Raw genomic sequence first — 21,956 nt, 5'->3', positions numbered from 1 at the left:
CGTGTTCCGGGTGATGCTTCGGGGTGAAATCAGGAGCCCGCGGTCAGCGAATCGTGCGAGGGGCTGGTCTGCACACGCGCACGACGCAGCGTCAACACGAACGATGCGCCACCGTGCGGCGCGTTGCGCGCGACGAGCGAGCCGCCGCAATCGCGCGCGATCGACGATGAAATCGCGAGGCCAAGGCCGAGCCCCTGGCCCATTTCCTTCGTCGTGAAAAACGGTTCGAACAGGTGCGGCAACACGTCGTCGGGAATGCCGGGGCCGTTGTCGCCGACCGCGATCGACAGGGTCGCGACGCCGGCCTCCACCTCGACCGTGATATGCGGCGGGTTCATGCCGGCGGTTGCGTCGAGCGCGTTGCCGAGCAGGTTGATCAGCACCTGTTCGAGCCGCAGATCGTCGCAATTCGCGACCAGCTCCGGATGATCGTCGGCGAGATTCAGCGGCGTGCGCGCGCCGCCTGCCGCAGCGGCGGCGTCGGTGTCGATGTCGGCCGCGATATCGATCAGCACGAACTCGAGTTCGACGCCCTGCAGGCGCTTTTGCAGCAACGCGACGACGTTGCGCAGGGCCCGCACGATCGACGCGCGCGCGCTGCGCGGCCGCGCGCGGCCGACGAACAGCTTCAACTGGTTCGTGATGTTGCCCATGCGCTCGGTGAGCGCCGCGATCGCTTCGAGATTCTCGCGCGCCGATGCCTGATCGCCGCGTTCGAGCAGCACGCGCGTGTTATCGGAAAAACTGCGCAGCGCGGCGAGCGGCTGGTTCAGCTCGTGCGTGATGCCGGCCGCCATCTGACCGAGCGCGGCCAGCTTGCTCGCCTGGATCAGTTCGTCTTGCGCGGCGCGCAGTTCCTGCTCGGCGCGTGTACGCTCGGCGACTTCCGTGTGCAACTGCTCGTTCGCCTCGGACAGATCGGCGGTGCGCTCGGCGACGCGCTGATTCAGCTCGGCATAGGCCTTCTGCAGCAGCGCGCGGCTGCGCATCATTTCGCGCACGCGCGCGCGCCGCATGCGCCAGTAGAACGCGAGCAGCACCAGCGATACATAGCCGAAGCCGGTGACGATGGTCGCCTTGCGCGCGTCGGCATCGACCGGATCGACCGGCGACATCGTGATCAGATGCCAGTCCGGCTCGCCCATGGCGTGACGCGACGCGAGGAAGCGCGGCGCGGAGCGCCCGCCGCCGATGCGCAGGATCTGCGCATTGCCTTCGAGTATGCGCTCGACCGTCACCGGTAGCGGCTCGATCGGCTGCTGCGCGTACTGGCGAGCCTGGTAGATCGAATTGGCGATCTGGCCGGGCAGCGGCCGAATCGTGTGGTACTTCCATGCCGGCACCGACGAGAGGAAGATCACGCCATGATCGTCGGTGACGACGAGCGGCTCGGACGCGTCCACGCCCTGAAACCATTCGAGATCGAGCTTGACGACCGCCACACCGACGATCTTGCCATCGCGCCGCACCGGCTGCGAGATGTAGTAGCCGGGCGCCTGCGAAATCGTGCCGATGCCGAAGAAGCGGCCGACGCCGCCTTTCATTGCATCGACGAAATACGGCCGGAACTGATAGCCCGCGCCGACGAAGCTGCCCGGCCCGCGCCAGTTGCTGGCGGCGATGCAGTAGCCGTCGAGCGAAATGATGTAGGTGACCGTCGCGCGCGCGTGGCGGTTCAGGTCTTCGAGATAGAGATTCGCGCGCTTGACGTTGGCGGGATTCGGATCGATCAGCACATCCTGCACGATCGGATGCTCGGCGAGCAGATACGGCAGCGATTCGTAGCGTTCGAGCGTGCTCTTGAGCGCGGTCGCGGTGCGCTCGGCGCGCACGGCGGCGTTGCGCCGCAGCGTGTCGACACCGCTTTTCCACGCAAGGCTGTAGGTGAGCCAGCATGCCGCCGCGAGCCCGGCTGCGAGCGCGAAGAGAATCAGCAGGCGGCGGGTCACGTTGGCAAAGTCCGAACGATGTGCATCGGACATTGTGGCATAGGGCGGCAAGGCGTCGCCGCCAGACGCGTCGAGGGCTGGGCCGCGACTTTTGCCGGCGGTCTCGCCGCCAGACGCCTCGGAAGGTCGCGCGGACGCCGGTTTCATGCTTAAGCGTCCGCGCTGGTCACGACAGGGTTGGCGAGGCGCGACTCAAACGCCGGCCGGCTCTTTGACCGCCACCTCGCCGCGCAGCACCTTGTTCAGCTTGCTGCGATCGAGCTCCTTTTCCCAGGCCGACACGACGACCGTCGCGACACCGTTGCCGACGATGTTCGTCAGCGCGCGGCACTCGCTCATGAACCGGTCGATGCCAAGGATCAGCACCATGCCTGACAGCGGAATCGTCGGCACCACGGCCAGCGTCGCCGCGAGCGTGATGAAGCCCGCGCCGGTCACGCCGCTCGCGCCCTTCGAGGTCAGCATCGTCACCGCGAGCAGCGTCAGCTGCTGGCCCCACGTAAGGTCGGTGTTGGTCGCCTGAGCGATGAACAGCACCGCCATCGTCATGTAGATGTTGGTGCCGTCGAGGTTGAACGAGTAGCCGGTCGGCACCACGAGGCCCACCACCGAGCGCGAGCAGCCGAGCTTTTCGAGTTTCAGCATCAGCTGCGGCAGCGCGGCTTCGGACGAGCTCGTGCCGAGCACGATCAGCATCTCTTCCTTGATGTATGCGACGAAACGCAGGATGTTGAAGCCCACCGCCCGCGCGATCGCGCCGAGCACGACCACCACGAACACGATCGAGGTCAGATAGAACGTGCCGACCAGCTTGAGCATCGGCAGCAGCGAGCCGATGCCGTACTTGCCGATCGTGAAGGCCATCGCGCCGAACGCGCCGATCGGCGCGAGCTTCGTGATGATGCGCACCATGCCGAACAGGATGTGCGAGAGCCCTTCGATGAAGTTGGTCACCGGCTTGCCCTTCTCACCGGCCGTCGCGAGCACGGCGCCGAACAGCAGCGCGATCAGCAGGATCTGCAGGATCTCACCCTGCGCGAACGCCGACAACAGCGTGTCCGGAATGATGTGCATGAAGAAGTCGACCGTCGACTGGCCGTGCGCCTTCGCGGCATACGACGCAACCGCGCGGCCGTCGAGCGAGGCCGGGTCGACGTTGAAGCCGGCGCCGGGTCGCAGCAGGTGCGTGGCGGCGAGGCCGAGCACCAGCGCGAAGGTCGAGACGATTTCGAAGTACAACAGCGCCTTGCCGCCGACGCGTCCAACCTTCTTCATGTCCTCCATGCCGGCGATGCCCGTCACGACCGTGCAGAAGATGATCGGCCCGATCACCATCTTGATCAGCTTGATGAAGCCATCGCCGAGCGGCTTCATGTCAACGGCGAGGTTCGGGTAGAAATGCCCGAGTACGATGCCGACGATGATCGCCACGATCACCTGGACGTACAGCACTTTATGGATAGGTTTCTTCACGATGGTTCCTGCGAGGGATATGAGCTGATGACCCGCCGCGAGGCGCGACACGCGAACGAAACGTCGTCGCGCGGGCGCACGTTGGCGGACCGCTGCAAAGACGACGAATTCAGAAATACCGGGAAGGGAAATCGGACATTTTGTCTCCTTGCTTTTTTGTCGGGCCGTGGCGGCCACGCGCTTTATTTCGCAAGGTCGATGCCAGTTTGATTTCAGACTGGAAGCCTTGATTTTTATGGGTTTTCCGGCACAGCTCGGCGCGCGCCGTCCGGGTTTCCGGAAATCCGGACGAGCGCTGTCGGGGAATCCGGAATTCGGTGCGCGCGCGTTTGCGGGGAAACCCGCAGGGGTTTGTGCGGAGCTTGCGAGCGCAACGTCACGTCAACAGATCGATCCGGTCCGTGCAGATCATGTCGACGCCCCATTCTTCGAGCAAGCGCGCGCGCGCCGGATCGTTCACCGTGTAGGCGAGCACGCGCAGCCCGGCCGCGCGGATCTGCGCGACCAGCGGTTCGCTCAGATAGCGGTGACTCGCGTGCAGCGAGACGCAGTCGAGTTCGCGCACGATGCGCAGCCAGTCCGCCGGCACCCGCTCGAACAGCATGCCGCGCGGCAGCGATGGCGCGGCATCGCGCGCGGCGGCGAGCGCATCGAACGAAAACGACGACACCAGCGGCGGCGTCTGCCCTTGCCAAAGCTCGAGCGCGCCCTGGGCGACCAGTGCGCCGGTGATGACTTCGCGGCCCGGACACGGCTTGATCTCGATGTTCGCCGCGATGCCGTCGCGCGCGCAACGCTCGGCCGCGTCGGCCAGCGTCGGCAGCCGCGTGCCGGTGAACTCCGCGCCGCGCCACGCGCCGGCATCCAGAGCGGCGAGTTGCTGCCATGTGTGCGTGGCCGCCGGCCCGTGGCCGTTGGTCGTGCGATCGAGCGTGTCGTCATGCAGCAGGAACAGCGCGTTGTCGGCGGACAGCTTCGCGTCGAATTCGACCATGCGATAGCCGTAGCGCACGCAGGCGTCGAAACCGGCCAAGGTGTTTTCCGGCGCAAGCGTACCGCCGCAGCGGTGCGCGATCAGCCGCGGATAAGGCCATTGTGCGGAGGTCCCGCGATCCATCGGGGTTGCCACGTGTCGTTTCCTTGCTGATAGAAGAGCGGTCTATGAAAAAAGCCCGCACATCGGCGGGCTTTTCGTTTCTGCGGGCGTGAAGCGAGGCAACAGCGGCGAGGTGCGAGCGCGTCAGACCACGCCGGCTCCATGCGCCTGCACGTCGGCGTGATAGCTCGAACGAACCATCGCGCCCGCCGCGGCGTGCGAGAAGCCCATCTTGTACGCCTCTTCCTCGTACATCTTGAAGGTGTCCGGATGCGCGTAAGCGCGGACCGGCAGATGGTGCTCCGACGGCTGCAGGTACTGGCCGATCGTCAGCATGTCGACGTCGTGCTCGCGCAGATCGCGCATCACTTGCAGGATTTCCTCTTCGGTTTCGCCGAGGCCGACCATCAGGCCGGACTTGGTCGCGACGTGCGGATGCAGCGCCTTGAAGTCCTTCAGCAGCTTCAGCGAATGCGCGTAATCCGACCCCGGGCGCGCTTCCTTGTACAGACGCGGCACCGTTTCGAGGTTGTGGTTCATCACGTCGGGCGGCGCCGCATTCAGGATGCCGAGCGCGCGGTCGAGGCGGCCACGGAAGTCCGGCGTCAGGATTTCGATACGCGTTTGCGGCGACAGCTCGCGCGTCTGACGGATACATTCGACGAAGTGCGCCGCGCCACCGTCGCGCAGATCATCACGGTCGACGCTGGTGATCACCACGTACTTCAACTTCAGCGCAGCGATGGTGCGCGCGAGGTTGGCCGGTTCGTCGGCGTCGAGCGGATCGGGACGGCCGTGGCCGACGTCGCAGAACGGGCAGCGGCGCGTGCACTTGTCGCCCATGATCATGAAGGTCGCGGTGCCCTTGCCGAAACATTCGCCGATGTTCGGGCAGCTCGCCTCTTCACACACCGTGTGAAGATTGTGCTCGCGAAGGATCTGCTTGATCTCGTAGAAGCGCGAATTGCCGGTGGCCGCCTTCACGCGGATCCAGTCCGGCTTCTTCAGCTTTTCGATCGGAACGACCTTGATCGGGATGCGCGCGGTCTTGGCTTGCGCTTTCTGCTTCGCGGTGGCGTCGTAGGCGGCGGGGGCCGGCACGCCTTCGGGCGCGGGGGTGGCTGCTGCGGAATTCGCGGTTACGTCAGTCATTCGTTCGATCCAGTCAGGCGGTGAGCGCACCGGCCTGCGGTTGGGCGACGGCCGCGGGATTGCCGTCGAGGTTTGCGGTGAGACTTGCTGCGAGGGTACGGGCCACGTCGTCCCAGCCGGCGGCGATGCCGAGCGTCGCCATGTCGACTGTTTCGAGCCCCGCGTAGCCGCATGGATTGATCGCGAGAAACGGCCGCAGGTCCATGTTCACGTTCAGACTCACGCCGTGATAGCTGCAGCCGTTGCGGATTTTCAGGCCAAGCGCCGCGATCTTGGCGCCGGCATGGAGCCCGGCGTCGGGCCCGGGCGCCACGTAGATGCCGGGGGCGCCCGCCTTGCGTTCTCCGGCGAGATTATACGCCGCGAGGGTGTCGATCACGGCCTGCTCGATCCGGGTGACCAGCTCGCGCACCATCAGCTTGCGCCGGCGCAGGTCGAGCAGCAGATAGGCGACCACCTGGCCGGGCCCGTGATACGTGATCTGCCCGCCGCGGTCGACCTTGACGAGCGGAATGTTGCTGTCTGCCGCGAGCAGGTGCGCCGGATCGCCGGCCTGGCCGAGCGTGAAGACGGGCGGATGCTCGACGAGCCAGATTTCGTCGGCGGTGTCGGCGGTGCGGGCGTCGGTGAAGGCGCGCATCGCGTCGAAACTGGCTTCGTAGGGTTCGCGGCCGAGCCAGCGCAGCATGGGCGGCTCGATGGCAGGTAGCGGAGACGGAGAGACCGGGGTGGCGCACATGATTCCGGGAGTTTACCGAAATCTCGGAAACCGCGCCCGCGGCCACCGGGAACCTGCACAGCCGGGGCCGGTACCCTGCCGGCCCCGGCGTCACGCACGGCTTTTGCGCCGCGCCACCGTCAAACGGTGTGCCAGCCGCCGCGCACACGCATCATCCAGCGCTCGCCGATGCGAGCGAGCCAGTTCAGCGCGCGCTCGTCGCAGCGCGTCGGCACCGAGAACGTAACCTTCGCGAACGTGGCGCCCTCGGCGCTGAGCCAGAGCCGCTCGCCGCGCCGCAGATGCAGCGTCTGCCCAGGCTGCAGCCAGTAGTCCTTCGTGTCGTCGCTGCGCGTGACCCACACCGCGCCGCCATGCACGCGCAACTTCGTGCTGCGCGCGACCTTCAGCGGCAGCGTGTCGCCGGTGCGGATTTCATATGCAATACTAGAGGAAATTTCTCGCATGAGGCCCTCGCCAAAAATCGTTTCGTGACTAGAATCCTAGGTGCAGCAAGGACTTGGGCAAAACGATCAATTTTCACGTCTATGTGAGAAATATTGCGATGGACCTGCGTCAACTCCCCGCCCTGAACGCGATCAAGGCGTTCGAAGCCGCCGCCCGCCACGAAAGCTTTTCGCGCGCCGCCGACGAGTTGTTCGTCACGCACGGCGCGGTCAGCCACCAGATCCGCGCGCTCGAGGCCGAGCTCGGCGTGTCGCTGTTCGCGCGCGACGGCAAGCGCGTGCGCCTCACCGAAACCGGCCGTCGCTACGCCACCCAGGTGCGCGCCGCGTTGATGGAGCTCGCCGACGCGACTCGCGCGATCCGTGCCGGCGACCGCGAGCGGCGCCTCGTGATATCGATGCTGTCGTCGTTCGCGGCCCGCTGGGTGACGCCGCGCATCGGCAGCTTTATCGAGGCAAATCCGCAGTGGGATCTCGAGTTGCTGACCACCAATGCGCTGACGGACTTCGCGCGCGACGACGTCGACGTCGCGATCCGTTTCGGCTTCGGCAAATATCCGGGGCTGCACGCCGAGCTGCTGCTCGACGAGATTTTCTTCCCCGCCTGCTCGCCCAACTTCAACGGCGGCAAGCTGCCGCAAACCCCGGCCGATCTCGCCAAAGTCCCGCTGCTGCGCTCCGACGACGAGCTATGGCGCCCATGGTTCGACGCCGCCGGCCTCACCGACTGGCCGGAGCCGAAGCGCGGCGTGCTGTATCAGGATTCGTCGAATCTGTTGCAGGCGGCCGTCGACGGCCAGGGGGTCGCGCTGACGCGCCGCTCGCTCGCGATGCACGAAATCGCGGCGGGCCGGCTCGTGCGGCTCTTTGATGTGGATGGGCCGAGCCCGTGGCAATACTATTTGGTCTGCCTGCCGCAGACGCTGGGGACCGCGCGGGTCAAGGCGTTTCGCGACTGGTTGTTCGACGAGGTAGCGCGCTTCAGGCTGCTGTTCGATCTCGCCTGCGAGGCGGGTCCCGCGGCGCGCGCGCGCCTGGCGGCGCAGGGAGTGACGGCGGACGCGTTGCGCGTCGCGCCGTAAGGTGAAAAACCGCGCGGTGTTACAGCACGACCTTGACCATCGGATGGCCGGTCAGCGCGCGATAGATGTCGTCGAGATGCGCGCGGCTCGTCGCCCGCACGTGGACGGTCAGCCCCGTGTAGGTGCCGCTGCTCGACGGCCGCGTCTCGACGCGCGACGCATCGACCTCGGTATCGAACACGCGCACCACTTCGACGATCGTCGCGGCAAACTCGGGGTGCGATTTGCCCATGATCTTGATCGGGAAATCGCAGGGGAATTCAAACAGTGAGTCGTTCTCGGGATTCATTCTCTACTCCTTCTTCCGCCGCGGCGGCTTCAGCCGCCTTGGCTCGCTGATACGCCGCATACAGCTCCGCAAACACCGCGCCCGGGCGGCCCGCGCCGACCGGCGCGCCATCGAGCCGCGTGACCGGCAGCACTTCCTTGGTCGCCGAGCTGACGATGATTTCATCGGCCGCGCGCACTTCAGCTTCGGTGATGTCGCGCGCTTCGAAGCGGATACCGCATTCGGCCGTCAGCTCCTCGATGAGCCCATAGCGGATCCCTTCGAGAATCCTGTTGCTGCGCGGCGGCGCGGCCAGCACGCCATCCTTCACGATCCACACGTTCGACGACGACCCTTCGGTCAGCAAACCATCGCGGAACTGCAGCGTCTCGAAGGCGTCGTTTTCGGCCGCGTATTGCGCCATCAGCACGTTGCCGAGCAGCGACACCGACTTGATGTCGCAATTGAGCCAGCGACGATCCTCGGCGCTCACGCACGGGACACCGCTTGCGCGCTGCGCGGCGGCGGGCAGGTTCAGCGCGGTGACCATCACGAACACGGTCGGCTTCACGCCGGCCGGAAATGCGTGAGCGCGCTTCGCCACGCCACGCGTGACCTGGATGTATGCGATCGCGTCCTGATCGGCACGCAAGCCGCCGTCCGTTTCGTTGGCCTCGGCCACGCGTCCGATCAGCTCGCGCCAGCCAGCGTCGTCGAGCGGATTGGCGATGCCGATCTTGCCGACCGAGCGCGCGAGACGCGCCAGATGCTGCTTCAGACGAAACGCGGTGCGCCGTCCGCTCGCGTGCGCGTACAACGGCGCCACTTCGTAAATGCCGTCGCCGAAAATGAAGCCGCGGTCGAGCACCGGCACGCGCGCTTCGGACAACGGCACCAGTTCGCCGTTCAGATGAACGATCGGGTCCGGCGAAACCTCGGAGACAACGGTCATTGCGACGTAGCCCTTACTTTTTCTTGTTGAACATCAGCATCAGCGAATCCCACACGCGGCCCACCACACCGGCTTGCTGCACCGGCTGCAGCGCGACCACCGGGAATTGCGCGAGCACCTTGCCGTCGGCGACGAGCTTGGCGGTGCCGATCTGCTGGCCGTTGGCGATCGGCGCGACGAGCGGATCGTTGAGTTCGATCTGCGGCTTCGCCTTGTCGGCGGCGCCCTTCGGCAGCGTGATGTACTGGTCGCTTTTCACGCCGACCTGCACGCTGTCCTGCGAACCCTTGTAGACGCGCGGCGTGGCCACGACCTGGTTCGCCTTGTACAGACGCGTCGTGTCGTAGGCGGTGTAGCCGTAGTTCAGCATCTTCAGGCTGTCCTGCACGCGGTCGTGCTCCTTGGTCTCGCCCATCATCACCGAGACGAGACGGCGCGACGCGTCGGTCGTGCCCGGCAGCGGACGCTTCGCGCTCGCGATCAGGCAGTAGCCGGCCGCTTGCGTGTGACCGGTCTTCAGACCGTCGACGGTCGGGTCGATCCACAGCAGACGGTTGCGGTTCGGCTGCTTGATCTTGTTGTACGTGAATTCCTTGACCGAGAAGATGTTGTAGTACTCGGGATAGTCGCGAATCAGGCGGGCCGACAGGATCGCGAGATCGCCCGCGGTCGTGTAGTGCTGCGGGTCGGGCATGCCGTTCACGTCGGCGAAATGCGTGTGCGTCATGCCGAGCTTTTGCGCCTCCTTGTTCATCATGTCGACGAACTGCGCCTCGCTGCCGCCCACCAGTTCGGCGAGCGCAATTGCCGCGTCGTTGCCCGACTGCACGATCATGCCGTACACGAGGTCGTGCACGGTCACCGGCTTGAGCGCCTCGATGAACATGCGCGATTCGTCGTTGCGCACGCGCCGCACGGCTTCGCTCGGCTCGATGCTCTGATCCATCGTGATCTTCTTCGTGTCGAGCGCCTCGAACACGAGATACGCGGTCATCAGCTTGGTCAGCGACGCCGGCTCGACGCGCTCGTCGGCATTGGCGGACGCGAGCACCTGGTTGCTGGTCGCGTCGACGAGCACCCACGAGCGCGCGTTGACGCCCGGCGGCGGCACCTGCGCGAACGCGGTGCCGGCGACGAGCGTGGCCGGCAGCACGAGGCCGACGGCGACGGCGCGATTGAGCGAAGCGGGAACGAAAGAAGCGAGTGACGGGAATGACGTGCGGCCAGAGGAGGAGAAACGCATAGGGTCGATTCGTGCAGAAAAATTCGTTGCGCGACAGCGCGCGGAGTTGGGGGAGCCGGTCGGCGGGGCATCTGGCCGTAAAACGGCGGGCGCCCGTTGGACTGATGGCGACGCAATCGGTTCGCGAGCGCAGCGCTGCGCACCCGGCCGCGCCCTCCCGCGAAATGATTCCGCGGCGCGCGATTCTGCCGGCTGGGCGGCGCTGTGCCCAAAAAAAGAGCGCCCATTATACGCGCGCTACCTGGTCAGCTTCGCGCGCGTGTCGTCGATTTGCACACGTTTGCGCGCACCTGTCCCCCGCAAAATGCGCGTCGCGCGTTTTCAGCGCCAGGCGTCGACGATGATCCGCTTCAGGATGTGAAGCTTGCGATGCAGAAAGTGCTCGGCGCCCGGAATCACGACGACCGGCAGTTCCTGCGGCCGCGCCCAGTCGAACACGGACTGGACGGGAACGGTCTCGTCGACTTCGCCGTGGATCACGAGTGTGCTTTCGGGCACGGGTGCGACGTCCCAGCGGCTCGCCGCGGTACCGACGAACACGATGCGCTCGATTTCCCGGCCTTCATCGCGCAGCTTCGCCGCGACGTGCGACAGCACCACGGTGCCAAACGAAAAGCCCGCCAATACGAGCGGCAGATCGCCGTAGTCCGGATCTGCGCGCATGTGCTCGAGCACCGCGCGCAGATCGTCGCGCTCGCCGACGCCCGCGTCGTGTTCGCCCTGGGTCTGGCCGACGCCGCGGAAATTCGACCGGTAAGTGACGTAGTTCAGCTGCACGAGCGTGCGCGCGAGGGTCTGCGCGACCTTGTTGTCCATCGTGCCGCCAAACAGCGGATGCGGATGCGCGACGAGCGCGATGCCGCGTGGCGCGGCGCCTTTTTCGCGCACACCGTCGGGCAGGTCCAGCGCGACCTCGATCTTGCCGACCGGGCCGTCGATCAGATACTTCTTCGTGTTGACGTTCATCGGGATGGATCGTTTTGTGGTTCGCGTTATTGATCGATCTTCAGACGCTCGACGATCTTGCCGTTCGCAAGATGCGATTCGACGATCTCGTCGATGTCGCTCTCGTCGACGTAGGTGTACCAGACCGCCTCGGGATACACGACGAGCGTCGGGCCCAGTTCGCAGCGATCGAGGCAGCCGGCCTTGTTGATGCGCACCTGGCCGGGCCCGGCGAGGCCGAGTTGCTTCACGCGTTGTTTCGCGTATTCCTGCATCGCCTGTGCGTTGCAGTTCGCGCAGCTCGGACGCTCGGCGCCGGGGTCGCGTTGATTCAGACAGAAGAAAACGTGGTGCTTGTAGAAGGAATCCATGATGTTCGGGAGGCGAGCCTGAAAGGAAGTGCAATGGCGGTGCGGACGATTATAGCGACCGGGCTGTGCAGGCGTCGGGACCTGGCGGCCGGCGCGCAAGCACGTCACGCCCGCCTCGCGCGCCGCTTGAGCCACGCCCGCTCGACCGCGAACGCGAGCCACACCAGCGCCGCATAGGGCCATATCCATGCGAGCCAGCGCGCGAGCCCGTTGAAATGCAGATAGCGTCCCTGCCGCCAGTCGGCGAGCACGGCGTCGAAATACGGGTTCACCGGCAGCAGATTGACGAACACGAGTGCGACGACCAGCGCGACCCCGGCGAGCGTCGCACGCAACCGCCGCCGCAGCGGCAGCGCGACGAGCGCCGCGACGGTGCCGCACACGAGTCCGATTAGCGCGCCGGGCGTCGCCCAGTCGAACGCGAGGCCCGATTGCGATTGCAGGAACGTCGCGCCGGCCTTCACGCACAAGGTCGCGACGATGAACACGAACAGCAGGCGCACGCGAGGCGCATGACGGCGCGCCGGCAGCGATGCAAGCGCGAGCGCCGCGAACAGGTTTAGCGCCGTGATCAGCGCTTCCCATGTGTCGTCGTCCAGCCACGCGGCGGCCGCCGCCGGCCATGCGCCGACATGCCACGCGGACGGCGTCCACGCGAGCAGCGCGTCCTGGGTGGCCGGATCGACGCTCAGCCACAGCGCGCGCGGCCAGTTGCCGAGGCCGAACAGACGCGGCGACGGATACATCGTCGCAAACGGCCACGCGGCGACGAGGCACGCGAGCGTCGCATGGCCGCGCTCGAACCACAGCAACCGCAAACGCCTGAGCAGGCCGCGGTCGAGCAGCGCGCCGGTCAACGGCGACATCACCGCCGCGCCGACGAGCGCGCCCAGCGTGTTGGCGGCGAGATCGAGATTGGAGGCGACGCGTGTCGGCAGATAGGTCTGCACGGCTTCCATCGTGCCTGACAGCAGACCGCCCAACACGAACGCGAGCGCGACGGCCAGCGTGCCGCGCCAACGCGGGTACACCGCGAGCACCACCAGCGCGCCGAACGGCATATAGCCGAGCACGTTGGTGACGACGTCGAACGCCGTCAGGTACTGCGGCATCGGATCGAACAGATAGGCGAACGGCGTGATGCCGAGCGAGCGCCAGCCCGAGAACGGATACCACGACCCGTAGACGATCAGCGCCGTGTAAAGCAGCAGCGCCTGACGGGCCAGCGTCGACGGGCGGCGCAGCCAGGGGCGTTCGCTCATGCAGCGCTCCGTTGCGTGCGCTGCCCGCCCGTCATTGCGCGGCGACCAGCGCCTGCGAGCCGAGCCACGTGGTGATCTGCGCGACGAGGTCGTCGCTGGCCGCGGCGAGCGCCCGCGCGCCGCCGGCCGCATCCGCCGAATGCGCGGGCGCGTGCGCGACGAAGGTCTGCTGGCCGATCACCTTGCCGCCCTGCATCAGCGTCGCGCGCGCGGTGATCGCGCCGTGGCTGTCCGTCTGGCTGTCGAACACCTGCTCGAACTCGGTCAGATCGACCCGCAGCACCGGCGCGGTCACGCCGTCCGCGCCCGTCAGCACGGTGCCGCGCTCGCTCAGCGCGTTGCGCAGGCGCTGCGTCAGCAGTTGCGACGGCATCATCGTCCAGTGGCTGTTGGCGTAGGCGGCCGTCTGCTGCGCGTCGGCGTAGCTCAGCCGATAAGTCATCCGGTCGGATTCGAGCACGGACGGCGCGCTGACCTCCAGCACCTTGACGGCCGGCAGCCGGCTCGCCGCGACGGCCTGCGGCGGTGGTCCGAAGTCGTAGCGGATGTCCGACACCACTGCGGACGTGCCCGCGCAGCCCGCCGCCAGCACGCCGAACGCAAGCAGCGCCGCGAGCGCGGCGCGCGCGGACAACAGTCGGTGAATCGAGCGTGACATGGGCATCTTCCTCTGTTCTAGCCTGCGGATTCAGTGAGCTGCGGGCGCGGTAGCGGCGGGCCACGCGAAGCCGGCCTCGCCCGGACCCGGCGCCGGGCGCGGCGCGCCGAACAGCACGCTGCGCGGATTGGTGTTGAAGGTGTCGGCGGCGCGGTCGATCGATTGCGCCGCCGCGCGCACGTCCTCGGTCAGCGAATTGACGCGCGGCAGCGTCTCGTAGCCGACCCGCGCGGACAGGTCCTGCAGCGACATGTTCATCTGCGTGAGCGCATCGCCCGCCTGCTGCGCGGCCGTGCCGACCTTGTCCAGATTGCGCTCGAGGGGCCCGTCCGGACGGTTCAGGTTCGTGATCATCTGGTTGGTCGACGCGAGCGTGTGGTTCAGTTGGTCGACCGTGCCGGGCAGCTTGCTGGCGACGGGCGCCATCTCACGAGTCAGCGTCGCGACGCCCGAGGCCGCCTGCGCGATGCTCGCCGCGGTGTCGTGCAGCTGCGCGACCATTTCCGGCGAGAGCATGTTGTTCACGTTGTCGGTGACTTTTTCGAGCTTGCGCAGCAGCACGTCGCCGCGTCGCTGCAACTGGTCGAACAGACCCGGGCGCATCGGCAATTGTGCGACCTTTTGGGCTGACGACGGCAGCGGCGTCAGATCGCGCCCGGTATCGTCGAGCTGGATGAACGCGAGGCCGGTCACGCCCTGCAAGCCGAGGCTGCCGAACGTCGAATGCGTGATCGGCGCGTGCTCGTCGACCATGATGCGGATCAGGATCTCCCCCGGATGTTTCGGATCGAACTTGATCGACTGCACACGGCCGACGTCGAGCCCGCGAAAGCGCACCGCCGCGTCCGCAAAGAGGCCGTTCACGCTGGTGCGCGCGATCAGGTCGTACGGCACCCGCACGGTGCGGTCGACGTTGAACAGATACGCCGCCAGCGCGATCGCCGCCGTCAGCACGACCGTGAAGAGCCCGGCCCAGAACGCATGCGCTTTGTTTTCCATTGTCAGTTTCCCTGGTTCATGGCGGCCCGCCTCACAGCGGCAACTCGGACGACGCCGGCTCGAGCGCCGCCTGCGGCAGCTTCGCGCGGCGCTCCGGCGGCAGCGCCTGCAGCGCGCGGCGCCCGCGCAGGCCGAGGAAATATTCGTGGATGAACGGATGGTCGACGCCCGCGGCCTCCTCGACCGGCGCGTTGACGAGCACTTTGCGATCGGCCAGCACGGCCACGCGTGTCGACAGTGCGACCATCGTATCGAGATCGTGCGTGATCATCACGACCGTCAGACCGAGCGCGCGATGCAGCCCTGAGATCAGCTCGACGAATTCGTCGGACGCCTCCGGGTCGAGGCCGGCGGTCGGTTCGTCGAGGAACAGCAGTTCGGGTTCGAGCGCGATCGCGCGCGCGATGCCAACCCGCTTGATCATGCCGCCCGACAGCGCCGATGGCATCTTCGACGCGTGCTTGCACGGCAGCCCGACCATTTCGAGCTTCAGCATCACGATGTCGCGCAGCAGGTCTTCGGGCACCTTGCCGAGTTCGCGCACCGGTTGCGCGACGTTGTCGAACACCGACAGCGACGAGAACAGCGCGCCGCGCTGGAACAGCATGCCCGAGCGGCTGCGCATCAGCAGCGCGGTGTCGGGCGAGATCGTTGCGAGGTCTTCGCCGAACAGCTTGATCGTGCCCCTCGACGGGCGCTCGAGGCCGAGAATCTGCCGCACCAGCGTGGTCTTGCCCGAACCCGAGCCGCCGACGATCGACACGATCTCGCCGCGCCGCACCTCGAGGCTCAGATGCTGATGCACGATGTTGCGGCCGTAGCGCTTGGTGATGTCGATCACCTCGATCACCGGCTCGGCGATCGACGGTACGGGTTGGCCGCGTACGGCTTCGGTGAGTGGCGCGATCATCCTAGCCCCACGTTTTGAAAGAGGATCGCGAACACCGCGTCCGCGAGAATCACGATGGTGATCGACGTGACCACCGAGGTCGTCGTGCCTTCGCCGAGACTCTGCGAATTGGCTTTGATACGGAAGCCGAAATGACAGCCGGCGATCGCGATCAGCATGCCGAATACCGCGCCCTTGCCAAGCCCGATCCACAGGTTCGCGATCGGCACGACGTTCGGCAGCTGGCGCGCGAAGAAGCTCATGTCGATGCCGAGCACGAGCTTCGCGGCGAGCGCGCCGCCCGTCAACGAGATCACGTTGGTCCACATCACGAGCAGCGGCATCGCGACGGCCAGTGCGATCACGCGCGGCAGGATCAGCCGCAGGCCGTGCGGGATGCCCATTACGCGCATCGCGTCGAGCTCCTCGGTCACGCGCATCACGCCGATCTGCGCGGTGATCGCCGAGCCCGAGCGGCCCGCCACCAGAATCGCCGACAGCACCGGGCCGAGTTCGCGAATCACCGCGAGGCCGAGAATATTGACGATGAACTGGTTCGCGCCAAACATGCGCAATTGCTGTGCCGACAGATAGCTCAACACGATGCCGATCAGGAACGCGACCAGCGCGGTGATCGGCAGCGCGCGAGCGCCGGCGTTGTAAATGTTCGCGGAGATTTCGGTCCACGGCGTGAGTTTCGGCTTGCGCACGATCGCGAGCAGATCGAGCACGAAGCGCCCGAGCATCGCGACGCCGCCCTGCATGTGCTCGACGAACGAGAAGAGCCCGAGGCCGAGACGCGTAAAGGGATCGAGGCGCGTGACCGGCTCGGCGCTCTCGCGCACCGTGTCGAGCAGCGCGATGCGCTCGAAGATGTCGCGCTGCGTGTCCGTGAGCGCGGTGCCCGGCGGCATCTTGCGGCCCCACACGCGCCACAGCGCCTGGCCGCCGACGTGGTCCATCCTGTCGACGCGCGACAGGTCCCACTCGCCGATGCCCTGCGCGCCGGTCAGCGAACGCAGTTCCGGAATCACGTGCCCGGTGTCGCGATCGCGCGCGAGCGCGAGCGCCGTCCACTGGCCCGAGAGACGGACGATCTTGCCTTGGCTGCCGGCCGCGACTTCAAGGCCGGGCGGAGTGTCATTGTTCAAGGATCGCGTGAATCTGGTTATCGGATTAGCGGCCATTGTAACGAAGGCTCGGCCGCCGGTCCGCACTGATGCACATCGATCGGCGTCGCGTTCACCGCTGCGCATTCGAGTCCCGGGCGGGTTCGCTGTGGCTACAATATGGGACATGAATGCCTCCAAGACTCCCGCCTCCCCGTCCGCAGCGACAAGCGCGGCACCAGCCTCGTCGTCGGCTTCGACCGACTGGCGCATCGATCGCGAACGCGCGGTCAAGCTGTTCGGCGCACATGCGCATGACTGGCCGATCGAAATCGTCGAAGAAACCGGCTCGACCAACGCCGACTTGATGACCCACGTGAAAGCCCTGCCGCGCCGCGCGAACGCGCTGCCGCGGCCGATCGTGCGCGTCGCGTATCTGCAGACCGCCGGGCGCGGCCGCCGTGGGCGGCCGTGGTACGCGGAGCCCGGCAACGCGCTGCTGTTTTCGGTCGCGTGCGTCTTGCCGCGACCGCTCGAAGGGCTCGGGGGCTTGAGTCTCGCGGTGGGCGTCGCGCTCGTCGACGGGCTGCGCTCGCTGCCGGTCGCGGGTCCCGGACAGATCGCGCTGAAGTGGCCGAACGACGTGCTGCTCGAAGGCGACAAGCTCGCCGGCATCCTGATCGAAACCGCGTGGAGCACCGACGACGCGAGCGCGGTCGTGATCGGCATCGGCACCAACGTGAAAGGCGCCGACGAACTCGCGGCGAAGGTGGGCGCGCTGAACGCCGAGGTACCGCCGCAGGCGCTCGGCACCGTGCCGACCGCGTTGCAACGGGCGCTGCCGAACGCGAATCTGACCGATACGCTGGCAGCCGAATTGAACGCGCTCGAACCGATGCTGCAGCGCTTCGGCGCCGAAGGCTTCGCGCCGTTCCAGCCGCGCTGGAACGCGGTGCATGCTTACGCGGGCCGCGACGTCGTGCTGCTCGAACAAGGCCAGGAGCTCGCGCGCGGCGTGGCGGCGGGCGTTGACGAGCGTGGCCAGTTGCTGCTCGATACGGCTGAGGGCCGCCAGAGCATCGCGACCGGCGACGTGTCGCTGCGCCTCGCCCACGGTGTCGCATGAGTCAGCGCGCGCCATATCTGCTGATCGACGCGGGCAATAGCCGGATCAAGTGGGCGCTGGTGCAGCCCGATGGGACGCAGTTGGCGAGCGGCGCGCTCGCGCATGACGACCTTGCCTGGCCACGCGCGCGGTCGGGTGCGCAACCCGCCTGGACTGACTGGCCGGCGCCATGCGGCGCGTGGCTCTCCAACGTCGCGGGCGCGGAGGTCGCGACGCACATCGCGGCGCTCGTCGACGCGCACTGGCCGCGACTGCCGCTCGCGACGATCCGCGCAAGTGCTCGTCGATGCGGCGTGACCAATTGCTACACGACACCGGACTCGCTCGGCAGCGACCGCTGGGCCGGCATGATCGGCGCGCACGCGACCTTTCCCGGCGAGCATCTGCTGCTCGCGACCTTCGGCACCGCGACGACGCTCGAGGCCTTGCGCGCCGATGGCGCGTTTATCGGCGGATTGATTGCGCCGGGCTGGACGCTGATGATGCGCTCGCTCGGTGAGCACACCGCGCAACTGCCGATGCTCGACGCCGCGCACGCGCGCGGCCTGCTCGACGCCGCCGATACCACCGGCGCGGTCCGTCGCGGGCCGTTCTTCGCAACGGATACGCCGCGCTCGCTGTCGGCGGGCTGCACGCTGGCGCAGGCCGGATTGATCGAGCGGATGTGGCGGGACCTGCAGGATGAGTGGCAGGTGCCGGTGCGTCTCGTAGTCGGCGGCGGCGCCGCCGACGAAGTGGCGAGCGCCCTGAAAGTGCCGCATACTCGCCACGATTCGCTGGTGCTGTCAGGGCTTGCGCTGATCGCAGCCGAGGATACGGCGCGGCAAAGCGGCTGATTGCCTGCCGTGGCTAACGTTCGATTCACGACCGGGTCGCGCGTGATGTACGTGTAGAACGTGCGCCTGAGTTGCGCGCAATTCGCCGCCCATTTTCCGAACCCGAGTTTCTCCCGCACGCCCCAGGCTCAACTTCTTTCTGAATTGGAAACACCCACAATGCTTCGCTGGCCGATCGCCATTCTGATTGTTGTCAACGTGCTGGCTTTCGTCGCGCTGCTTGGCGCCTTCGGCCCCACACCCACCGCCAGCGGACGCGAGCCGAATCATCTGAATCGCCAGATTCATCCGGACTGGCTGAAGGTGCGGCCGGTCAGCGCCGCCGACGCGGCCGACCAGGCGGTGGTCGGCGGACCCGCGCCGCAGGCGCCGATTTCGACATCGGAGTTGCCGCAGTAATCAGGTGAGCGACGCGATCGGTTAGAAGTTCAGCAGTGCGCCGCGCGTTTTGCGGTAATGGGCGGCATCAACCCTGCGTCCGCACCTTCTTCAACAGCGCGCTCGTCGAGCGATCGTGCTCGAACGCAATCGCGAGCGCCTTGCCGCCCCAACCGCGCACGAGCACCGATTCGGGCAGCGCGTCCATGTCGTAGTCGCCGCCCTTCACGAGCACGTCCGGGCGCAGCGCGGAAATCAGCTCGACCGGCGTCTTCTCGCCGAAGCCCACCACGTAATCGACGCTTTCCAGCGCCGCTAGCAAGGCCATGCGGTCGGCCTCGTTGTTGATCGGCCGGTCGTCGCCTTTGCCGAGCATCCGCACCGACGCGTCGCTATTGACACCAACGATCAGGCACGCGCCCAGCGCCTTTGCGTCGGCCAGATAGGTCACGTGACCACGATGCAGGATATCGAACACGCCGTTCGTAAACACGACGGGCGCGCGCAGCGAAGGACGAAGCTTCACCAGGGCATCGCGCGTCAGAATCTTGCGTTCAAAGATGGCGGTCATCGCACGGTCACAGAGTTGGGGAATTAGGGAGTTGGGGCGTGACGGGAACAGGAATGCCAGGTGCCGTCACGATACACGCTGGACGGCCCGAAGCAAAACGGTCCGGCAAGCTCACGCTTGCCGGACCGCCGTTTGATACGGTGCTGAAACCGCCTGAGTCGTTACGCCGGCTGCTGCTGCACCGGGTTTTGTTCAGCGGCTTGCAGACGCGCGACCACTTCCTTGCGATAACGGTTCAGTTCCTGCGCGGTGTTGAACGTGCGTTCGAACAGCAGCGACAGGTTGTGCAGAATGCGTTCGATGACCTTCTTTTCCCAGCCGTCGTCGAAACGGATCTGCTCGTCGAGCCAGCGCTCGAGCCATTCCGGATCCGGCAGACGCGACTGGATCGTGTCGCGCGGGAACAGCGCCTGGTTCACGTGCAGGTTGGTGGGGTGCAGCGGCTTTTCGGTGCGACGCGCCGACGCCATCAGCACGCCGATCTTCGCGAACGCGGCACGCGCGATGTCGCCGGTTTGCGCCATCGCCTTCTTCATATAGCGCAGATACGCGCCGCCGTGGCGCGCTTCGTCGCGCGAGATAGTTTCGTAGATGTGCTTGATGACCGGCTCGGTATGCCATTCGGCGGCGCGGCGATACCAGTGATTCAGGCGGATTTCGCCGCAGAAGTGCAACATCAGCGTTTCGAGCGGCGGTGCGGGATCGAACTCGAAACGCACTGCGTGGAGTTCCTCTTCGGTCGGGACCAGTTCCGGCTTGAAGCGGCGCAGGTATTCCATCAGCACCAGCGAGTGCTTCTGCTCCTCGAAGAACCACACGCTCATGAATGCGGAGAAATCGCTGTCGTGATGGTTGTCACGCAGAAACATTTCCGTGGCGGGCAACGCCGACCATTCCGTGATCGCGTTCATCTTGATCGTCGCCGCCTGCTCGTCGGTCAACAGCGATGCATCGAATTTGTCCCAGGGAATGTCCTTCTCCATGTCCCATCGAACGGATTCGAGCGATTTGTAAAGTTCCGGATAAAGCATGGTGTTCATAGTCCCACCCCTGTTCTGCACATACTGTGTGTGTCTGTTGCTGCTACGTGTAGCCGTTTTATCTACGACGAACGGACGCGCCGTTTATCGGCCAAGCATTCAATTTTACGCGTTAATCAGCCGCCCAGAAGCATCGGGCAGCAAAGAAGTCCGGGCTTTTGTATTGGCGCCTGAAGCGTGAATCAGGCGCCGTGGCCAACCGTGCGGGAGGGATACCCTTTGCCTGAGGTCGAGCCAGTCTGGGTCGACAACCGCACCGTCCCGCCCTGCACCGGTAGCGCCGGCGGCGAATGACGCGAGGGCGGCGGGATTGGTTGTTTTCGGCGCACACCCCAAAGCCAGATCAAGCTTACACAATGATAGCACGCGCCTCCCACGAAACCCGTGACAGAAGCGGCGCGAGCGCACGGTGGTATTGACTTCTCTCAATAAAGTCGGCGATTCGCGCGGGCGGAAACCGCCGGCGCTGGAATAGGGAAAAACGCAGCCGATCAGTCGCCGTCATCATCGGCCACTGATTCCCGGCGCGCCGTCCGGCTCACGTCGACTTTTTCGGCGTTGCCGCGCTCGTTCCGGCCGCGCGTTTGGCCGACGGCGCGGCGCGCTTCGCCGCCGGCCGTTTGACGGCGGGCTTCGCGTTTTGGGCGGCGGCGCCCGACGCATCGGCGCCCGACGCATCGGCGCCCGACGCATCCGCGGCCTTCGACGGTTCCGGCTTGCCCTGCGTGCCCCCGCCCGCCGCGGCGACCGCCACGGACGGCTGCGTCATCGCGAACTGCGCGATCTGGTTGAACTGCGATTGCAGCAGATTCCACCACGCGGACGCATCGAAGCCGGGCGCCGCGGGCGCCTCCTCTTCGTCGCTGTCGGCCTGCGTGGCGCTTTCGGGCGTGGGCGCGGCCGGCTTCGTCCAACTCGGCGCACGGGCGGGGCTCGGGGCGGTGTTCGGCGCGTCACTCGCGGCGGCACCCGACGCAGCAGCCGCCGCGTGCGACATCGACGATTGCGCGAACGCGCCGAACGCGCGCAGCGTCGCGAGCGTCGCACGTTGCACTTCGAGCGCCTGGATCGCCGACTGCAGCATGCTCAGATTCAGCTTCAGCCATTGCTCGACCGCGCGCATGTCGGTGATGCGCTTGTCGAGCTCCTCGACGCTCGTGAGCGGCGCCATCATGTCGGACATCATCGACAGCGACGGACTCGTGCCCCCACCCGGCTGCGCGCCCGTCATGGCGGCGCCGAACGGCGACAGCCGAATCATGCTCCACATGCGATCGAGCATTTCAGCGGGCGGAAAACCGGGGAAGCCGGGAAAGGGCGGCGCGGAGCCAGTGGTGTCGGTCATGGTTGTCGCCTCGGTGCTGGATGATAG

General features: G+C 66.5%; 23 protein-coding genes. 4 read left to right on the top strand and 19 right to left on the bottom strand.

Features of this window, described 5'->3' with window-relative positions; translation table 11 throughout:
• Positions 1–29: 29 nt before the first annotated feature.
• The 6 genes from HWY30_RS03650 to HWY30_RS03625 form a co-directional block, all read right to left on the bottom strand.
• Positions 30–2,096 (bottom strand): sensor histidine kinase, encoded by a 2,067-nt coding sequence (locus HWY30_RS03650; protein ID WP_090802844.1) that lies wholly within the window; start codon positions 2,094–2,096, stop codon positions 30–32.
• A gap of 45 nt (positions 2,097–2,141) precedes the next feature.
• Positions 2,142–3,422, bottom strand: a complete 1,281-nt coding sequence (locus HWY30_RS03645) for a dicarboxylate/amino acid:cation symporter (RefSeq protein ID WP_090805567.1) — start codon at positions 3,420–3,422, stop codon at positions 2,142–2,144.
• 376 nt (positions 3,423–3,798) lie between these two features.
• Complete coding sequence (gene ugpQ / locus HWY30_RS03640) at positions 3,799–4,551, bottom strand: glycerophosphodiester phosphodiesterase (RefSeq protein WP_090802842.1); 753 nt, start codon at positions 4,549–4,551, stop codon at positions 3,799–3,801.
• Between the two features lie 111 nt (positions 4,552–4,662).
• Positions 4,663–5,670: a lipoyl synthase gene (gene lipA, locus HWY30_RS03635; protein WP_090802841.1), complete on the bottom strand. Its 1,008-nt coding sequence runs from the start codon at positions 5,668–5,670 to the stop codon at positions 4,663–4,665.
• A 13-nt stretch (positions 5,671–5,683) separates the two neighbouring features.
• A complete protein-coding gene (gene lipB, locus HWY30_RS03630) occupies positions 5,684–6,409 on the bottom strand; it encodes a lipoyl(octanoyl) transferase LipB (protein ID WP_090802840.1) in 726 nt (241 codons plus the stop codon).
• Positions 6,410–6,528: 119 nt separating this feature from the next.
• The gene (locus HWY30_RS03625; RefSeq protein WP_090802839.1) at positions 6,529–6,855 is read right to left on the bottom strand and encodes a DUF2917 domain-containing protein; all 327 of its coding nucleotides are present in this window, start codon (positions 6,853–6,855) and stop codon (positions 6,529–6,531) included.
• 98 nt (positions 6,856–6,953) lie between these two features.
• Here HWY30_RS03625 and HWY30_RS03620 point away from each other — a divergent pair, with 98 nt between their 5' ends.
• Positions 6,954–7,937 (top strand): transcriptional regulator GcvA, encoded by a 984-nt coding sequence (locus HWY30_RS03620; protein ID WP_090805566.1) that lies wholly within the window; start codon positions 6,954–6,956, stop codon positions 7,935–7,937.
• 19 nt (positions 7,938–7,956) lie between these two features.
• Here the strand turns inward: HWY30_RS03620 and HWY30_RS03615 are convergent, their stop codons facing one another.
• From HWY30_RS03615 to HWY30_RS03570, 10 genes are all read right to left on the bottom strand, one after another.
• Positions 7,957–8,226 (bottom strand): DUF493 family protein, encoded by a 270-nt coding sequence (locus HWY30_RS03615; RefSeq protein ID WP_018419275.1) that lies wholly within the window; start codon positions 8,224–8,226, stop codon positions 7,957–7,959.
• Positions 8,198–9,157 (bottom strand): D-amino acid aminotransferase, encoded by a 960-nt coding sequence (locus tag HWY30_RS03610; protein ID WP_090802837.1) that lies wholly within the window; start codon positions 9,155–9,157, stop codon positions 8,198–8,200. The genes HWY30_RS03615 and HWY30_RS03610 overlap by 29 nt, the downstream gene beginning before the upstream one ends.
• 13 nt (positions 9,158–9,170) lie before the next feature.
• Positions 9,171–10,400: a D-alanyl-D-alanine carboxypeptidase family protein gene (locus HWY30_RS03605; protein ID WP_090802836.1), complete on the bottom strand. Its 1,230-nt coding sequence runs from the start codon at positions 10,398–10,400 to the stop codon at positions 9,171–9,173.
• A 321-nt stretch (positions 10,401–10,721) separates the two neighbouring features.
• Positions 10,722–11,366 (bottom strand): alpha/beta hydrolase, encoded by a 645-nt coding sequence (locus tag HWY30_RS03600; protein WP_090802833.1) that lies wholly within the window; start codon positions 11,364–11,366, stop codon positions 10,722–10,724.
• A 26-nt stretch (positions 11,367–11,392) separates the two neighbouring features.
• Positions 11,393–11,716, bottom strand: coding sequence for a (2Fe-2S) ferredoxin domain-containing protein (locus tag HWY30_RS03595; RefSeq protein WP_090802831.1), 324 nt, complete (start codon positions 11,714–11,716; stop codon positions 11,393–11,395).
• 104 nt (positions 11,717–11,820) lie between these two features.
• Entirely contained in the window at positions 11,821–12,978 is a 1,158-nt protein-coding gene (locus tag HWY30_RS03590) for a VanZ family protein (protein ID WP_090802829.1), read from the bottom strand.
• A gap of 31 nt (positions 12,979–13,009) precedes the next feature.
• Positions 13,010–13,636, bottom strand: coding sequence for an ABC-type transport auxiliary lipoprotein family protein (locus HWY30_RS03585; RefSeq protein ID WP_090802827.1), 627 nt, complete (start codon positions 13,634–13,636; stop codon positions 13,010–13,012).
• 30 nt (positions 13,637–13,666) lie between these two features.
• Entirely contained in the window at positions 13,667–14,635 is a 969-nt protein-coding gene (locus HWY30_RS03580) for an MlaD family protein (protein ID WP_090802825.1), read from the bottom strand.
• Positions 14,636–14,666: 31 nt separating this feature from the next.
• Positions 14,667–15,545 (bottom strand): ABC transporter ATP-binding protein, encoded by an 879-nt coding sequence (locus HWY30_RS03575; protein WP_090802824.1) that lies wholly within the window; start codon positions 15,543–15,545, stop codon positions 14,667–14,669.
• Positions 15,542–16,675, bottom strand: a complete 1,134-nt coding sequence (locus HWY30_RS03570; RefSeq protein ID WP_090802823.1) for an MlaE family ABC transporter permease — start codon at positions 16,673–16,675, stop codon at positions 15,542–15,544. Before HWY30_RS03570 ends, HWY30_RS03575 begins: the two co-directional genes overlap by 4 nt.
• 145 nt (positions 16,676–16,820) lie before the next feature.
• Between HWY30_RS03570 and HWY30_RS03565 the strand changes: the two genes are divergently transcribed.
• The 3 genes from HWY30_RS03565 to HWY30_RS03555 all read left to right on the top strand — a co-directional run bounded on the left by HWY30_RS03565 (position 16,821) and on the right by HWY30_RS03555 (position 18,994).
• A complete protein-coding gene (locus HWY30_RS03565) occupies positions 16,821–17,759 on the top strand; it encodes a biotin--[acetyl-CoA-carboxylase] ligase (RefSeq protein WP_090802821.1) in 939 nt (312 codons plus the stop codon).
• A complete protein-coding gene (locus tag HWY30_RS03560; RefSeq protein ID WP_090802820.1) occupies positions 17,756–18,595 on the top strand; it encodes a type III pantothenate kinase in 840 nt (279 codons plus the stop codon). The genes HWY30_RS03565 and HWY30_RS03560 overlap by 4 nt, the downstream gene beginning before the upstream one ends.
• Positions 18,596–18,754: 159 nt before the next feature.
• A complete protein-coding gene (locus HWY30_RS03555) occupies positions 18,755–18,994 on the top strand; it encodes a hypothetical protein (RefSeq protein WP_090802818.1) in 240 nt (79 codons plus the stop codon).
• Between the two features lie 67 nt (positions 18,995–19,061).
• On the opposite strand, the gene rfaE2 is transcribed toward HWY30_RS03555, so the two are convergent.
• The 3 genes from rfaE2 to HWY30_RS03540 form a co-directional block, all read right to left on the bottom strand.
• Positions 19,062–19,544, bottom strand: coding sequence for a D-glycero-beta-D-manno-heptose 1-phosphate adenylyltransferase (gene rfaE2, locus HWY30_RS03550; RefSeq protein WP_090802816.1), 483 nt, complete (start codon positions 19,542–19,544; stop codon positions 19,062–19,064).
• A 161-nt stretch (positions 19,545–19,705) separates the two neighbouring features.
• Positions 19,706–20,584 (bottom strand): ferritin family protein, encoded by an 879-nt coding sequence (locus tag HWY30_RS03545; protein WP_090802814.1) that lies wholly within the window; start codon positions 20,582–20,584, stop codon positions 19,706–19,708.
• A gap of 538 nt (positions 20,585–21,122) precedes the next feature.
• The gene (locus tag HWY30_RS03540) at positions 21,123–21,929 is read right to left on the bottom strand and encodes a PhaM family polyhydroxyalkanoate granule multifunctional regulatory protein (protein WP_090802813.1); all 807 of its coding nucleotides are present in this window, start codon (positions 21,927–21,929) and stop codon (positions 21,123–21,125) included.
• Positions 21,930–21,956: the final 27 nt, after the last annotated feature.

Origin of the sequence: Paraburkholderia tuberum STM678, assembly GCF_902833905.1 — a bacterium.
GTDB classification, from domain to species: domain Bacteria; phylum Pseudomonadota; class Gammaproteobacteria; order Burkholderiales; family Burkholderiaceae; genus Paraburkholderia; species Paraburkholderia tuberum.
This window is presented reverse-complemented; position numbering and strand designations above follow the sequence as displayed.

Excerpts from the sequence above, each read along its gene's own strand:
- HWY30_RS03600 (WP_090802833.1), bottom strand. The coding sequence starts at position 11,366 with ATGAACGTCAACACGAAGAAGTATCTGATCGACGGCCCGGTCGGCAAG.
- HWY30_RS03610 (WP_090802837.1), bottom strand. The coding sequence starts at position 9,157 with ATGACCGTTGTCTCCGAGGTTTCGCCGGACCCGATCGTTCATCTGAAC.
- HWY30_RS03605 (WP_090802836.1), bottom strand. The coding sequence starts at position 10,400 with ATGCGTTTCTCCTCCTCTGGCCGCACGTCATTCCCGTCACTCGCTTCT.
- HWY30_RS03625 (WP_090802839.1), bottom strand. The coding sequence starts at position 6,855 with ATGCGAGAAATTTCCTCTAGTATTGCATATGAAATCCGCACCGGCGAC.
- HWY30_RS03620 (WP_090805566.1), top strand. The coding sequence starts at position 6,954 with ATGGACCTGCGTCAACTCCCCGCCCTGAACGCGATCAAGGCGTTCGAA.
- HWY30_RS03580 (WP_090802825.1), bottom strand. The coding sequence starts at position 14,635 with ATGGAAAACAAAGCGCATGCGTTCTGGGCCGGGCTCTTCACGGTCGTG.
- HWY30_RS03540 (WP_090802813.1), bottom strand. The coding sequence starts at position 21,929 with ATGACCGACACCACTGGCTCCGCGCCGCCCTTTCCCGGCTTCCCCGGT.
- HWY30_RS03615 (WP_018419275.1), bottom strand. The coding sequence starts at position 8,226 with ATGAATCCCGAGAACGACTCACTGTTTGAATTCCCCTGCGATTTCCCG.
- HWY30_RS03650 (WP_090802844.1), bottom strand. The coding sequence starts at position 2,096 with ATGAAACCGGCGTCCGCGCGACCTTCCGAGGCGTCTGGCGGCGAGACC.
- HWY30_RS03545 (WP_090802814.1), bottom strand. The coding sequence starts at position 20,584 with ATGAACACCATGCTTTATCCGGAACTTTACAAATCGCTCGAATCCGTT.
- HWY30_RS03590 (WP_090802829.1), bottom strand. The coding sequence starts at position 12,978 with ATGAGCGAACGCCCCTGGCTGCGCCGCCCGTCGACGCTGGCCCGTCAG.
- lipB (WP_090802840.1), bottom strand. The coding sequence starts at position 6,409 with ATGTGCGCCACCCCGGTCTCTCCGTCTCCGCTACCTGCCATCGAGCCG.
- HWY30_RS03560 (WP_090802820.1), top strand. The coding sequence starts at position 17,756 with ATGAGTCAGCGCGCGCCATATCTGCTGATCGACGCGGGCAATAGCCGG.
- rfaE2 (WP_090802816.1), bottom strand. The coding sequence starts at position 19,544 with ATGACCGCCATCTTTGAACGCAAGATTCTGACGCGCGATGCCCTGGTG.
- HWY30_RS03595 (WP_090802831.1), bottom strand. The coding sequence starts at position 11,716 with ATGGATTCCTTCTACAAGCACCACGTTTTCTTCTGTCTGAATCAACGC.
- HWY30_RS03555 (WP_090802818.1), top strand. The coding sequence starts at position 18,755 with ATGCTTCGCTGGCCGATCGCCATTCTGATTGTTGTCAACGTGCTGGCT.
- HWY30_RS03565 (WP_090802821.1), top strand. The coding sequence starts at position 16,821 with ATGAATGCCTCCAAGACTCCCGCCTCCCCGTCCGCAGCGACAAGCGCG.
- HWY30_RS03585 (WP_090802827.1), bottom strand. The coding sequence starts at position 13,636 with ATGTCACGCTCGATTCACCGACTGTTGTCCGCGCGCGCCGCGCTCGCG.
- HWY30_RS03575 (WP_090802824.1), bottom strand. The coding sequence starts at position 15,545 with ATGATCGCGCCACTCACCGAAGCCGTACGCGGCCAACCCGTACCGTCG.
- lipA (WP_090802841.1), bottom strand. The coding sequence starts at position 5,670 with ATGACTGACGTAACCGCGAATTCCGCAGCAGCCACCCCCGCGCCCGAA.